This is a genomic window from Providencia sp. PROV261 (assembly GCF_028477945.1).
In the GTDB taxonomy this organism is placed as follows: domain Bacteria; phylum Pseudomonadota; class Gammaproteobacteria; order Enterobacterales; family Enterobacteriaceae; genus Providencia; species Providencia stuartii.
The window spans coordinates 1-13,549 of sequence record NZ_JAMPMC010000038.1 but is presented as its reverse complement, the minus strand read 5'-3'; the positions used below and the strand labels follow the sequence as shown (position 1 = coordinate 13,549).

The following is a 13,549-nucleotide window of genomic DNA, read 5'->3' as shown; positions in this document are numbered from 1 at the left end:
TTGTATTGATTTTCCTATTTATTTTTAACGCAAAAATTAATCGGTGATCTATTTGGAAAAATGGCGCTAATTGTATTTTTTTAAATAACGCTCAAGATAGAATAAGGCACTGATATTACGCGCTTCATTGAAATCAGGGTGTTCAAGTAACTCCATCATGCGTGCAATTGGCCATCTAACCTGTTGTAAAGGCTCTGGTTCATCCCCTTCTAGCTTTTCATGGTAGAGGTCGCTTGCGATGAGAATATTCATCTTACTAGAGAAGTAAGAGGGTGACATGGTGAGTTTCGCCACTTGTGTGATGTGATTGGCACCAAAACCGATTTCTTCTTTTAACTCGCGTTGTGCTGCTTCTATTGGGGTTTCACCGGGATCGATAGCGCCTTTAGGGAACCCTAATTCGTAATCTTCAATACCGACAGCGTATTCACGGATTAGGATCAAACTATCATTGATGATAGGAACAATGAGTACGGCCTCACGTTTCCCTGGACGCATCCTTTCATAAATGCGTTTTTCGCCGTTGCTAAACTCGAGGTCAACAGATTGGATACTGAATAACTTGGAATGAGCAACATCCTGAATATTCAAGATTTTTGGCTTTTTAAGCTCAGTCATAACAATTCCCGAATAGGGTGAGTGAATAAAAATATCAGCGACGCTACAATGTCGCTATTACACTGTTGTTAACTATGACCCATATCAAAAAAAATTGATAGAGATTATCGGGTTGATAAAATGCTGTTAGTATACCTATCGCACTTCTAGTTGTGTGAGAGGTATGATAATAAGGTACAGTGCTTCGTCTCTTAGGTTTTATATTAAAATGGCGTACTTAGCATGTATACAAACATACAACTTGAATTGTTTTATGTATATATGAAGTGTATAAAAAGAGCACAGATTAATAAATAAAATTTTTTAATTACAACATATTGTAAATTAACATAAAAACTAAAAATAGAATAGGAATTGGCTTATATAGCGATAGCGCCGTGATTGCTATGCTTTTCTTGATATTATTTCACTGGGGAAAAAATGCTTACTTACGTCATTATAATGGCTATTTTTATAATTAGCCTAACTATAATGGCTTCCTTTCTGTATTTCAGGCGGGGGCGGAATTCTGGTGTCTATCAGATCCCTTCTCAAGCTGAGCCATCTTACCGGAAGATGATAGATAACGACTATCAAATCATCTCTCAGTACTTACGTACCAACCCTTTTCCTTCCCAAAGCGCTGAGCAAACACCGTGGCAATTGAAGAAAAATGCCGTGATCGCAACGGTGTGTAATTCAGTCACTCGATTTAATTTGCGGCAAGAGCAAGCGAATAGTTGGCGTTATTTTATTGATACCATTGAAGTTAAACTTCCCCACCAGCTTGAACCTTATTTACAGCAAAAAAATGTGATGGAGTTAGTTGAAACTAACCATCTACCATTAATTATTTCTCTAAATAATTTCTCGTTAAAAGATTTTAATTATGAGTGGACCTCTGATGATATTCAGGAAATTGTTACCCCTGAAGCGGCAATTCATGAAAGAGGAGAACCTAATGTTCAAGTATTGCGTGTTCGCAAAGAAACTATTGAGGAGCATCGGCTAAATCATTCCTCTGGTTGGCTAGGCACTTTACTGATTTGTTTGAGCTTTTTACTTGGGTATTTAGCACTAATTGCCATTCCTTTTTTGCAGTCATGGGGGTTTGTCGGAGCCTTTTTCTGTTTTGTTGCGGGCCTATTGGCTCTCTTTCGCTTACGTGTCTTCCCTAAGAAATTACAAGATGTGCAGTGCGTTTTTGGGCAACCGAAACGGTGGGAACTGTATGGGGAATTAGATAAAAGGCAATCATCGACCGTCTCTATAGGGGGGATCGATCTCTATTACCCTTCCCATTGGGAACCTTATATCCACCATGAGTTAAACAAAGCGACTCAGATAGACATGTACCCGTCAGGGCAGGTTTTGCGGCATGGGCAATTTCTATCATTGCACGAAGAGGAGCGCTATTACCCTTATCGGCGATATAAAAAAAATCTCCTGATACTCGCAACTGGTTTACTGGTTTTATTTTTGATGTTTTCCTATCAATCCATGTGCTTACCCATCAAACTCGGGTTTGCATGGCTTGAGGGTGCTGAAAAGATCAAGGTCATGAATGTGGCTGAACTGGAAACGCGAAAATTAAAAGTTGGTGATAGTTTAAGTGCGAAAGGGGTTGGGATGTGCTATCGGCCGCCTAATCTGTCTGATACGAATCATGCTCAGTTTGCGCCTTTTGATTGTTCAGGTGTGTATTGGAACAATATGAATTTGACGCCAGACCCGGAATCTGAAGTGATAGAGCGCGCAATTAGGCTACTTAATACAGTGCAAAAGCAGCTACACCCTGAAAAAAACAGTGTTGGGGTTAACCCGCGCTTACAGCGTGATATTATGAAATCAGGGATGAATATTATTTTTGATTTCTCTGAAATAATATTGAAAACCAACGAGTTATGTTACCAAGAACATGCCTGCTCTAAGCTGAAAAGTGCGCTAACCAATTTAGGCAGCACCGATGATTGGGGAACACTTGTTGTTAAAGCGTCCACAGGGAAATTAAGTGGCGCTCATGTTTTATTACGCGCAGGTAGTGCCGAGGCCTTGGAAAAGCTAGTTGAAGTCACCACATATGAATTTATCAAAGTCGAAGTTGAAAAAGAGGCTGCAAAACTGAATAGCCCTCCACCGGGTGGCGTGCTACTGATCAGTGATGAAAATAAAGCGCTCGTCGATTTTATCGTGGGGAGCACATTCAATGATATGACGCCTTTGCAACGCTGGGTGGAGCTTAAACGGATAGCGGGCTTGCTTATCAACACCCCGTTTGATGTCGAAGGTATTATCACGGATTTGTCGACGGATGCGAACGGGACATTACATATCACCCTTCATAGCAAACCGGATGAGAAGGTATTGTCGCAATATGTGATCAGTTCCTTATTCACTCTCTTTCTCGGCATTGGCGTGTTATTAAATGGTACTTTAGTCATATTCCGTATCATGAATAATAAAAAGCGATTACGTAATATTAAACGATATTATGATAAGTGCTTTGAGGCAGACAATCCCTCCAATCAAAGTTAGTTTCTAAATGATGGAGGCCTCATTTTAAAGATTGGCACTGAGGATAACATCATGAAACAATCACCTACAGAACAAGTTCGCCTAGATAAATGGTTATGGGCAGCGCGTTTTTACAAAACACGCTCGATAGCTCGCGATATGATTGATGGCGGAAAAGTTCATTACAACGGGCAAAGGACCAAGCCCGGTAAAATTGTTGAACTGAATGCGTTAATCAGGCTAAGGCAAGGTAATGATGAACGGACTGTCGAAGTATTGGAAGTGAGTGGTCAGCGCAGAGGCGCTCCAGAAGCCCAATTACTTTATCGTGAAACCCCCGAGAGCCAAGAGCAGCGTGAAAAATTGGCCCAAGCTCGGAAGATGAACGCATTAACGATGCCGCATCCAGAACGGCGACCCGATAAAAAAGAGCGTCGAACCCTGCTAAAATTTAAGCAGACAAATTCCCATGACGTGTAACCGTTGATGTTATTCGTATTTAAAAACATTTTAATCAAGGTGAGAGGTTTTTAACGAGGCCTCTCATAAGCAATAGAGAGAAATTATGGCTAAACAAGACCTACTCCACCGTTTCCTTTTTGAACAGCATGCTGTACGTGGGGAGATGATCACTGTCGATGAGACATTTCAGCAGATCCTGAACAATCATGACTACCCAGATGCCGTTAAAGGACTATTAGGTGAATTGCTTGTTGCTACCAGCCTGCTTACCGCAACATTGAAATTTGACGGTGATATTACTGTACAAATCCAAGGTGATGGCCCAGTGAATTTGGCTGTTATTAATGGCAATAACTTACAACAAATGCGGGGTGTTGCGCGTGTTGATGGCCCCGTGGTTGCTGGGAGCACACTAAAGCAGATGATTGGTAATGGCTATATGGTCATTACTATCACACCCAATCAAGGGGAGCGTTATCAAGGGATTGTTGCAATCGAAGGTGAAACGCTAGAAGAGTGCATTGATGCTTACTTTATGCAGTCAGAACAGTTACCAACGCGCTTGTTTATTCGCGTTGGTGAATCACAAGGTAAAGCGATTGCCGGCGGCATGTTACTGCAAGTACTCCCTGCTGCGGATGAAGGTAGCCATGATATCTTTGATCACTTAGTGCAGTTGACCGCGACCATTAAAGGCGAAGAGTTGAGTGAGCTGGATGTCAAAGAGGTGCTACATCGTTTATATCATGAAGAAGATGTTACGCTATACGACCCACAATCCGTTGAATTTCGTTGCACTTGCTCACGGGAGCGTTGTGAAAGCACATTAATGACTTTACCTGAAGAAGATGTTATCGATATATTGCAAAAAGATGGAAAAATTGATATGGAGTGTGAATATTGTGGCTCACACTACGTATTTATTGAATCCGATATTCAAGGGTTGAAAAATGAGCAAAATCAGCAACTTCACTGATACGATTTAGCAACCTAATTATGTGACGAGGGTGCAATTTTGCACCCTTTTTTTATAATTTTAAAGGCTTATTACGTGCTCTAAGTCTCATAATGAATTAAAAAAAATTATACATTTTCAATTCTTTGATAGCTATCGCTGTTAATTAGTCGTAAAGAATTATGATCATCTGTAGATTAGTTATGATTACCAGGAGCAATAATAATGAGCGCTAAAAGTATTACCCCGAAGGAACTCGAACAATATGGCATTCATGATGTAGCCGAAGTTGTCTATAACCCTAGTTATGAACTGCTATTCAAGGAAGAAACTAAACCTGGATTAGAAGGCTATGAGCGTGGCACAGTGACCACGTTAGGTGCTGTTGCGGTTGATACCGGTATTTTTACTGGTCGTTCACCAAAAGATAAGTACATTGTGCGTGATGATGTCACCCGTGATACTGTCTGGTGGGCTGATCAGGGCAAAGGTAAAAACGACAACAAACCAATGACCCAAGAAGTTTGGAGTGAATTAAAACATTTAGTGACAGAGCAGCTATCAGGTAAACGTTTGTTTATCGTTGATGCATTCTGTGGCGCGAATGCGGACACTCGCTTAAAAGTGCGTTTTATCACGGAAGTGGCATGGCAGGCGCATTTCGTTAAAAACATGTTTATTCGCCCAACTGACGCAGAACTGGTTGGTTTTGAGCCAGACTTTATCGTTATGAACGGTGCAAAATGCACTAACCCAAATTGGAAAGAGCGAGGTCTGAACTCAGAAAACTTTGTGGCTTTCAACCTAACAGAGCGCATGCAGTTAATCGGTGGTTCTTGGTACGGCGGCGAAATGAAAAAAGGTATGTTCTCAATGATGAACTACCTGCTGCCACTTAAAGGCATCGCATCAATGCACTGTTCTGCTAACGTTGGTGAAAAAGGCGATGTCGCTATTTTCTTCGGCCTGTCTGGTACAGGTAAAACAACATTGTCTACAGATCCAAAACGTAAGCTAATCGGTGACGATGAGCACGGTTGGGATGACGATGGTGTGTTTAACTTTGAAGGTGGTTGCTATGCAAAAACTATCCACCTTTCTAAAGAAGCCGAGCCAGATATCTATGGCGCCATCAAACGTGATGCTCTGTTAGAAAACGTCACGGTACTAGCGGATGGTAGCGTTGATTTTGACGATGGTTCGAAAACAGAAAACACGCGTGTTTCTTACCCAATCTACCATATCGAAAACATTGTTAAGCCAGTCTCTAAAGCGGGTCACGCGACGAAAGTCATTTTCTTAACGGCAGATGCGTTTGGGGTGTTACCTCCAGTTTCACGTTTGACGCCAGAGCAAACACAGTATCATTTCCTATCTGGCTTTACGGCTAAATTGGCAGGTACTGAGCGTGGTGTCACTGAACCAACACCAACCTTCTCTGCCTGTTTTGGTGCGGCATTCCTATCACTGCACCCAACACAATATGCTGAAGTATTAGTTAAGCGTATGGAAGCTGCCGGCGCGAAAGCTTACTTAGTGAATACGGGTTGGAACGGTACTGGTAAACGTATTTCTATTAAAGATACGCGCGCTATTATTGACGCTATCTTAAGTGGTGATATCGAAAAAGCAGATACCATTAAGCTGCCAATCTTTGATTTGGAAGTTCCAACAGCATTACCGGGCGTTGATACCAATATCCTTGACCCTCGTAATACCTATGCTGATAAATCACAATGGGATGAGAAAGCGAAAGACTTGGCTGATCGTTTCGTGAAGAACTTCGACAAATATACTGACACGCCAGCAGGTGCAGCATTAGTGAAAGCAGGCCCTAAACTGTAATGGGTTTGTTGAACAAATAATTATAAGGCCCTGAATTCAGGGCCTTTGTTTTTTATTGAGTGGGTAAATCTGCATGCAGTCATCTATTAGTCAGCCGCAGGTAAATCAAACAGTAAAATTTCGCTGTCTTCACTCGCTGTCATTGTGAGGCTAGCTTCTTGCCAGATCGCTAAGCCATCGCTGGTTGTGGCAGTTTGGCCATTAACCTCGATGTTGCCTTTAACCACTTGGATCCAAACAACGCGTTTGTCGGCAATCGCATAGGTTTGGGTGTCATTGTTCGATAACGCCCAACGCCACAATGTCATGTCTTGATACACTTTTAGCGAGCCATCTCTCGCATCAGGTGATAGCACCAGCTGTTTCCCATCCTTTGAATCAAAACGTTTTTGCTCATAACGTGGCTCGATACCGGCCTTTTCCGGCAAAATCCAGATTTGATAAAGGTGAAGGCGGTTTTTATCATCAGGGTTGTACTCAGAATGACGTACTCCCGTACCCGCACTCATTATTTGAAATTCACCGGCTGGGATCTGCTCCATATTGCCCATGCTGTCTTTATGTTCAACGGTGCCTTCTAGAACATAGGTGAGGATCTCCATATCTTTATGAGGATGGGTACCAAAGCCTTGCCCTGCATCGATAACGTCTTCGTTGATGACACGGAGCGCAGAGAAGCCCATAAATTGCTTATCATAATAATTGGCAAACGAAAAAGTATGCCAGCTATCTAGCCAACCATGATTAGCATGGCCACGTTCATTTGCTTTGCGTAAATAGATCATTGTGTCATCTCCTTAAAAGCCTATCGCCAACCGATGTTGGAACAGTGCTAAATTTGTTGATGACAGTTTAAACAATTTAATAATAGAGAGAAGCCGTTACGATTGACCATAGAATTCAAAAAGTTTGAACAAGATCAGGAGATAAAAAAGTAGCCAGCACAAGGCTGGCTAAACTAAACACTGGAAGCAATGTGAGCAATGTCGTACTGCCAAGACAGTGACTGTATCAGTGATGTCGAGGTAGTGATTTGATGATAATAGTTATCACTATCGTTTGTAAAGTGTTTTTTTTAATCAAAATCGTATAAATTACAATAAAAACCGCAATTATATGATTTCTATCAAATTAAATAATATCCATTATTTTTCAATGGATTAACTTTTTATAGGTTCAGCGAGATTTTTGAACGATACATAGGGAAAGTAGGGGTATTATTGAGGTTAGAATGCCTCGCTATTACCCCGTTTAATCATGTTTATGCAAAAACCATTGCGTGGCTTTAAATGATTTTTTGCGTAGGTTACGCCTTTAAATAGTTTATTGCTCTGTATGTAACGGCAGATTTTCCGCACAAGCCGCAGCCGAACTCCACGCCCATTGGAAGTTATAACCGCCTAGCCAGCCTGTGACATCCAAAACCTCACCGATGAAATATAATCCTTCTGTTTTTAGTGAGCCCATCGTTTTCGATGAAATTTCGCGGGTATCAACGCCACCTAAAGTGACCTCAGCGGTACGATAGCCTTCAGTACCATTAGGTTGTATTTGCCACTGATGTAAGTTGTTATGCAGTGTCTCAATTTGTGGGTGGGTAAGTTGTTTGAGTGCGCAATCAGGTATCTGGCCTAGCGTTTGCAAAACTTCAACTAACCGTTTTGGTAATAATTTGGCGAGTGTTGTTTTAAGGGATTGGTTTGGATGTGTTTGCTTTTCTTCAGCCAAATAATACGTCAGAGAGTGTTCAGGAAGTAAGTTAATACTTACAAACTCTCCGGGGTTCCAATAATTGGAGATCTGTAAAATAGCGGGGCCAGATAGGCCACGGTGAGTAAAAAGAATATTTTCTTTAAATAAAGTACCATCGGCGGAGGTAACGGTTGCTGCAACAGAGACACCCGAGAGGACTTGTAGCGTCTCTAACAGCGGCTTATGCAGTGTAAAAGGAACTAACGCTGCGCGGGTTGGTAAAATCTGATGACCGAACTGTTCGGCAATTCGATAACCAAAAGGTGTCGCTCCTAGTCCGGGCATGGATAGGCCACCCGTTGCGACAACAAGTGAGTGTGCACTCACTTTATTTCCGTTCACTGTTACCACAAAACCGTTGTCTATTTTTTCAACGCCAGTCACTTCGCTACGCAATTTTATGGTGATATTGGGTAAGCGGCACTCTTCTTCGAGCATATCAACAATATCTTGGGCGCTATTGTCACAGAATAATTGGCCTAATGTTTTCTCGTGGTAAGGGATATTATATTTATTAACCAACGCAATGAAATCCCACTGTGTATAGCGAGCAAGTGCTGACTTACAAAAGTGAGGGTTGGCGGAAAGGTAATTACTGTGTTCGGCATAGATATTGGTAAAGTTACAACGCCCGCCTCCTGACATGAGGATTTTTCTGCCAAGTTTTTTTCCGTTATCCAAGACCAGTGTATTCAAACCACGCTTCCCTGCGAGTGATGCACAAAAAAGTCCTGCGGCACCTGCACCCAGAATAATGACGTCATAATTTTTCACAATAAGAAATTCTCTATCTGTTTGATTTTAAAAGACACTACAATTTTATGAGTGGCTAGTGTTCGTTAAACTTTTATCGTTGCGATACCATGTATCGTGTAACAACTGATGAAAAGTATTGAATACATATTATAATTAGGGTCTGCTGAACTTTTAGGCTTATTTTTTGGTCAGTGATTAATCAATGACGCTGACTCAAAATTGGTTTTAGGGTTTTTCTAAAAGATCAGCGGTTCGTTCGATATTCGCCAAAAAAGATGAATTTACTCTGATTTGCGTGAAATTCTAACGAAAAAGAGAAAAAAAATCAGAATAAAAACAAATTGTGTAATATGCTGATAATTATAGGATAATAATCATGTTGTACTTTTTTCAACAGTAGTGAAATCAAAAAAAGGTTAGATTTTGCTTCCACCGCTAGCGTTTGTCACTGATAATGCGCCGCGTTCATGACCAACATAAAATGGCTTAACGTCTATGCTACATCTTTTTACAGGTTTGGAATTTTACACCGGCCTACTGTTAGTACTGGCACTGTTATTTGTGCTGTTCTATGAGGCTATAAATGGCTTCCATGATACCGCGAATGCGGTAGCGACAGTTATTTATACCCGTGCAATGCGCGCTCAGTTCGCGGTTGTTATGGCGGGTGTTTTTAACTTTTTTGGCGTTCTGCTCGGGGGGTTAAGCGTTGCTTATGCAATTGTGCACCTATTGCCGACAGATCTTTTGCTTAATGTGAGTTCAGCTCACGGCCTAGCAATGGTCTTTTCATTGCTATTGGCTGCAATTATCTGGAACCTTGGAACCTGGTACTTTGGTATCCCTGCATCCAGTTCTCATACGTTAATCGGGGCGATTATTGGTGTTGGTTTAACCAATGCAATTGTGACTGATTCATCGGTTGTGGATGCACTCAACATACCCAAAATGATCAGTATTTTCATGTCCCTTATCCTTTCTCCTGCTATTGGTTTTGTGATCGCGGGCTTGATGATATTTGTTCTACGCCGTTACTGGAGTGGTACGAAAAAACGTCGCCGTATTCACTTAACGCCCGCAGAGCGTGAGAAAAAAGATGGTAAGCGCAAGCCACCATTCTGGACCCGTACTGCACTGATTCTTTCCGCCGTTGGCGTGAGTTTCTCACATGGTGCAAATGACGGTCAGAAAGGCATCGGTCTTATCATGTTAGTACTGATTGGTGTTGCGCCAGCCGGTTTTGTCGTCAATATGAATTCAAGCGGTTACGATATCGCAAGAACGCATGATGCTGTTGTTCACTTGCAACAATACTATGAGACACATAAACCAGCACTCAACCATGCAATTGAAAATACACCAGCAGTGACTGGCACCGATGAAATTGGCGAAGAGTTCCATTGTGATAGCTCACGTACGGCTATCGTTCTGAGCCAAGCTCAAAAGCTGTTGAATGGCGTACAAAGCTACGATGAGTTATCACCAGAGCAACGTAATCATATGCGTCGCTTATTAATGTGTATCTCTGATACCGCAAATGCGGTTGCTAAGCTGCCAGAAACTAGCTCTCAAGATGCAAGCTTGCTGAAAAAATTGAGTAATGACTTACTGTATACCGTTGAGTATGCGCCATTGTGGATCATTATTTCAGTTGCTTTAGCACTGTCTCTCGGAACAATGTTTGGTTGGAAACGCGTTGCTGTCACTATCGGTGAGAAAATCGGTAAGAAAGGCATGACATATGCGCAAGGTGTTTCTGCTCAGGTGACTGCCGCTGTTTCAATCGGTGTTGCGAGCTACACAGGGATGCCTGTTTCGACGACTCAGGTATTATCTTCCGCAGTTGCGGGAACCATGGTCGTTGACGGTGGGGGTGTTCAGAGCAAGACAATTAAGAGTATTGCTTTGGCATGGTTATTAACACTGCCTGTTTCTATCTGTCTATCTGGTGGTTTGTACTGGATTGCATTGATGATTATCTAGAACAGTTTCACAAACTGTTGATAGAATGAATACAACATAATAGTGATGAGCTGCTCAGTTCATCACTATTTTTTTGCCTTGAAAACCGTGGAGTATCGAGTTTGTTTTTTTACCCTGCTATTAAGCAAAAATAAGTAGGTAAATTAAGCTAACAATCACTAAGATACTTAGCTGACTAATTTGTAGAAATTGTTTGCGTATCCTCTCACACCGTAATATGACCTCATCGTCAAAATGCTCAAGGTATTGCTTACTATTGATATAACGAACCAGTTTTAGCTGTTTGTTTAACTGGCCGTGGGTTGTGAAAAAGCCATTACCGTCGACAGATTGATAAAGCAACGGGTCGGTATCCCGTAGGATATAAAGCAAAACACGGATGGAAGAAAAGTAGCGTATCATATTGATGATACACAAAAAGCATAAAGCCCAGAACAAGGCAACCATACTGAACATACTCACCTCCTTAGGTATCAGCTTGCGCTGTTGCTACAAAGGAAATAAAGCAAACACAGTGTTAAGCTAGCTTATTGTTTATTGTAGGATAATAAGTTGCCTAAAAAAAGTGCAAACCCGAGGATTTTTGAGCGATTTTTATCCGAATTTAAGCTGATAAAAAAGAGATATTGGGTAAAAGTGTGTAATAACAGAATGATTATCTAAGAAATAGGCTACTGCTTGTTTATATTGAAAAATATCACACATAACTCTCGTTTATATATTAATATTGTAGAGATGATGTTATTGTTTTCTAAAATGTTATGTGATGAAAGATTCACTAGGCTAATCTGCACAGATGTGATCAAAACGACACTTATCTATCATAGTATGCAGGTATAGTATTTATAAGCGATTGGTGAGTTAAGAGGCTAAGAATAGGATAGGCTCTTAACTTATCACAAAATCAGCATTCGGAAGGAGTTTACTTTATGGCGTACAAACATATTCTCGTAGCGGTAGATTTATCACCTGAAAGTAAAATATTACTGGATAAAGCCGTCTCTATGGCAAAACCTTACGGGGCTAAAGTATCCATGATCCATGTTGATGTGAACTACTCAGATCTCTACACTGGCCTTATTGATGTGAATTTGGGCGACATGCAACAGCGTATCACGGATGAAACTCGTAATTCACTCAAAGACCTCTCCGCAGGCGCAGGTTATGAAATTCAAGAAACATTGAGCGGTAGTGGTGATCTTGGTCAGGTCTTGGTTGATGCAATCAAAAAATATGATATGGACTTAGTGGTCTGTGGTCACCACCAAGATTTTTGGAGCAAGTTGATGTCTTCAGCTCGCCAGTTGATTAATACTGTCCATGTTGATATGTTGATTGTTCCACTGAATGACGATGATGAATAATCCATTCAGTTAAAAATGAAAAACTATTCGCTAAAAACGCTTGCTTATGCAGGCGTTTTTTTTGGCTTAAAAAATTTAAATTAAGTTACTTATTGTCGGGTCAAGAAAAATTTTTTTGTATTAGAGTAAAAAAAACCTTGAAACTTGAATACAAACTAGTGATATATTCAATAGGCAAATGCAAATCAACCTCACATTTCCCCAAAAATTATCACAAGAAAGAGTGAGGAATATCACAACAAAAAATTTAAAAAGGAAGATATAGATGAATTCACTATCATCGTTCTTGGAGTCTGTACAAAAAAGAGACCCTCAGCAACCTGAATTCCTCCAGGCTGTTCGCGAAGTCTTTACCTCACTTTGGCCATTCTTAGAAAATAATCCTAAATATCGTGAACAAGCACTACTTGAGCGTTTTGTTGAGCCTGAAAGAGTGATTCAGTTTCGTGTTTGTTGGGTGGATGACCAAGGTAAAGTGCAAGTGAATAGGGCTTGGCGGGTTCAATATAGCTCTGCTATCGGCCCATTTAAAGGCGGTATGCGTTTCCACCCTTCAGTTAACCTTTCCATTCTAAAATTCTTAGGCTTTGAACAGACACTAAAAAATGCACTGACAACCTTACCAATGGGCGGTGGCAAGGGTGGCTCTGACTTTGATCCGAAAGGCAAAAGCTATGGTGAAGTGATGCGCTTTTGCCAAGCACTGATGACCGAATTGTATCGCCATTTAGGCGCGGATACTGACGTACCCGCGGGTGATATCGGGGTTGGTGGTCGTGAAGTTGGTTTTATGGCTGGGATGATGAAGAAATTATCGAATGATACTTCATGTGTTTTCACGGGTAAGGGACTCTCTTTCGGGGGGAGTTTAATTCGCCCAGAAGCAACCGGTTACGGTTTAGTGTATTTCACAAATGCGATGTTAAAACGCCATGGTTTAGGTTTTGAAGGCATGCGTGTAGCGGTATCTGGCTCTGGTAACGTTGCGCAGTATACGATTGAAAAATGTATGGAGCTTGGCGCAACGGTCGTCACGGCATCCGACTCAAATGGTACTGTTGTTGATGAAGCTGGCTTTACACCAGAAAAATTAGCGCGTTTGGAAGAAATTAAAAACAATTATGGTCGTGTAGAGGCCTATGCAAAAGAGTTTGGCTTAACCTACTTAGCAGGTCAGCAACCTTGGTGTGTACCTGTTGATATTGCTCTACCATGTGCGACACAAAACGAATTAGATACTGCTGCCGCAGAATTGCTGATCAAAAATGGTGTTAAAGCGGTTGCTGAAGGCGCGAATATGCCAACGACAATCCCAGCGACT

At 41.3% G+C, this 13,549-nt stretch carries 11 protein-coding genes; 7 read left to right on the top strand and 4 right to left on the bottom strand.

The genetic code is table 11. The features are described 5' to 3' along the window. Nucleotides 1–66: 66 nt before the first annotated feature. Nucleotides 67–618 carry an ADP compounds hydrolase NudE gene (gene nudE / locus PR675_RS17765; protein ID WP_004916049.1) on the bottom strand — a complete coding sequence of 184 codons (552 nt, stop codon included), beginning with the start codon at nucleotides 616–618 and terminating at the stop codon, nucleotides 67–69. 420 nt (nucleotides 619–1,038) lie between these two features. On the opposite strand from nudE, the gene PR675_RS17760 reads away from it, so the two are divergent. The 4 genes from PR675_RS17760 to pckA all read left to right on the top strand — a co-directional run bounded on the left by PR675_RS17760 (nucleotide 1,039) and on the right by pckA (nucleotide 6,373). Beyond that, a complete protein-coding gene (locus PR675_RS17760; protein WP_004916096.1) occupies nucleotides 1,039–3,132 on the top strand; it encodes an IgaA/UmoB family intracellular growth attenuator in 2,094 nt (697 codons plus the stop codon). 51 nt (nucleotides 3,133–3,183) lie between these two features. After that, nucleotides 3,184–3,591 (top strand): ribosome-associated heat shock protein Hsp15, encoded by a 408-nt coding sequence (hslR, locus tag PR675_RS17755; RefSeq protein ID WP_004916047.1) that lies wholly within the window; start codon nucleotides 3,184–3,186, stop codon nucleotides 3,589–3,591. A gap of 85 nt (nucleotides 3,592–3,676) precedes the next feature. After that, entirely contained in the window at nucleotides 3,677–4,549 is an 873-nt protein-coding gene (gene hslO / locus PR675_RS17750; RefSeq protein ID WP_004916045.1) for an Hsp33 family molecular chaperone HslO, read from the top strand. Nucleotides 4,550–4,753: 204 nt separating this feature from the next. Next, nucleotides 4,754–6,373, top strand: a complete 1,620-nt coding sequence (pckA, locus tag PR675_RS17745) for a phosphoenolpyruvate carboxykinase (ATP) (protein WP_060561507.1) — start codon at nucleotides 4,754–4,756, stop codon at nucleotides 6,371–6,373. A gap of 86 nt (nucleotides 6,374–6,459) precedes the next feature. Here pckA and PR675_RS17740 read toward each other — a convergent pair whose 3' ends face one another. Then, nucleotides 6,460–7,158 carry a pirin family protein gene (locus tag PR675_RS17740; RefSeq protein ID WP_004916039.1) on the bottom strand — a complete coding sequence of 233 codons (699 nt, stop codon included), beginning with the start codon at nucleotides 7,156–7,158 and terminating at the stop codon, nucleotides 6,460–6,462. A 538-nt stretch (nucleotides 7,159–7,696) separates the two neighbouring features. Next, nucleotides 7,697–8,899, bottom strand: a complete 1,203-nt coding sequence (locus PR675_RS17735; RefSeq protein WP_060561508.1) for an NAD(P)/FAD-dependent oxidoreductase — start codon at nucleotides 8,897–8,899, stop codon at nucleotides 7,697–7,699. A 477-nt stretch (nucleotides 8,900–9,376) separates the two neighbouring features. On the opposite strand from PR675_RS17735, the gene pitA reads away from it, so the two are divergent. After that, a complete protein-coding gene (gene pitA, locus PR675_RS17730) occupies nucleotides 9,377–10,864 on the top strand; it encodes an inorganic phosphate transporter PitA (protein ID WP_004916035.1) in 1,488 nt (495 codons plus the stop codon). 120 nt (nucleotides 10,865–10,984) lie between these two features. On the opposite strand, the gene uspB is transcribed toward pitA, so the two are convergent. Next, nucleotides 10,985–11,320, bottom strand: a complete 336-nt coding sequence (gene uspB / locus PR675_RS17725) for a universal stress protein UspB (protein WP_004916033.1) — start codon at nucleotides 11,318–11,320, stop codon at nucleotides 10,985–10,987. A 473-nt stretch (nucleotides 11,321–11,793) separates the two neighbouring features. Between uspB and uspA the strand changes: the two genes are divergently transcribed. Continuing rightward, the gene (gene uspA, locus PR675_RS17720; protein ID WP_004916030.1) at nucleotides 11,794–12,228 is read left to right on the top strand and encodes a universal stress protein UspA; all 435 of its coding nucleotides are present in this window, start codon (nucleotides 11,794–11,796) and stop codon (nucleotides 12,226–12,228) included. A 265-nt stretch (nucleotides 12,229–12,493) separates the two neighbouring features. Continuing rightward, nucleotides 12,494–13,549: NADP-specific glutamate dehydrogenase (gdhA, locus tag PR675_RS17715; RefSeq protein WP_272582847.1), on the top strand; the 1,056-nt coding region annotated here is incomplete at its 3' end.

Bases quoted from the DNA above. Each gene is read 5' to 3' on its own strand.
- PR675_RS17760 (WP_004916096.1), top strand. From the start codon at position 1,039: ATGCTTACTTACGTCATTATAATGGCTATTTTTATAATTAGCCTAACT.
- PR675_RS17740 (WP_004916039.1), bottom strand. From the start codon at position 7,158: ATGATCTATTTACGCAAAGCAAATGAACGTGGCCATGCTAATCATGGT.
- nudE (WP_004916049.1), bottom strand. From the start codon at position 618: ATGACTGAGCTTAAAAAGCCAAAAATCTTGAATATTCAGGATGTTGCT.
- pitA (WP_004916035.1), top strand. From the start codon at position 9,377: ATGCTACATCTTTTTACAGGTTTGGAATTTTACACCGGCCTACTGTTA.
- uspB (WP_004916033.1), bottom strand. From the start codon at position 11,320: ATGTTCAGTATGGTTGCCTTGTTCTGGGCTTTATGCTTTTTGTGTATC.
- pckA (WP_060561507.1), top strand. From the start codon at position 4,754: ATGAGCGCTAAAAGTATTACCCCGAAGGAACTCGAACAATATGGCATT.
- hslO (WP_004916045.1), top strand. From the start codon at position 3,677: ATGGCTAAACAAGACCTACTCCACCGTTTCCTTTTTGAACAGCATGCT.
- hslR (WP_004916047.1), top strand. From the start codon at position 3,184: ATGAAACAATCACCTACAGAACAAGTTCGCCTAGATAAATGGTTATGG.
- uspA (WP_004916030.1), top strand. From the start codon at position 11,794: ATGGCGTACAAACATATTCTCGTAGCGGTAGATTTATCACCTGAAAGT.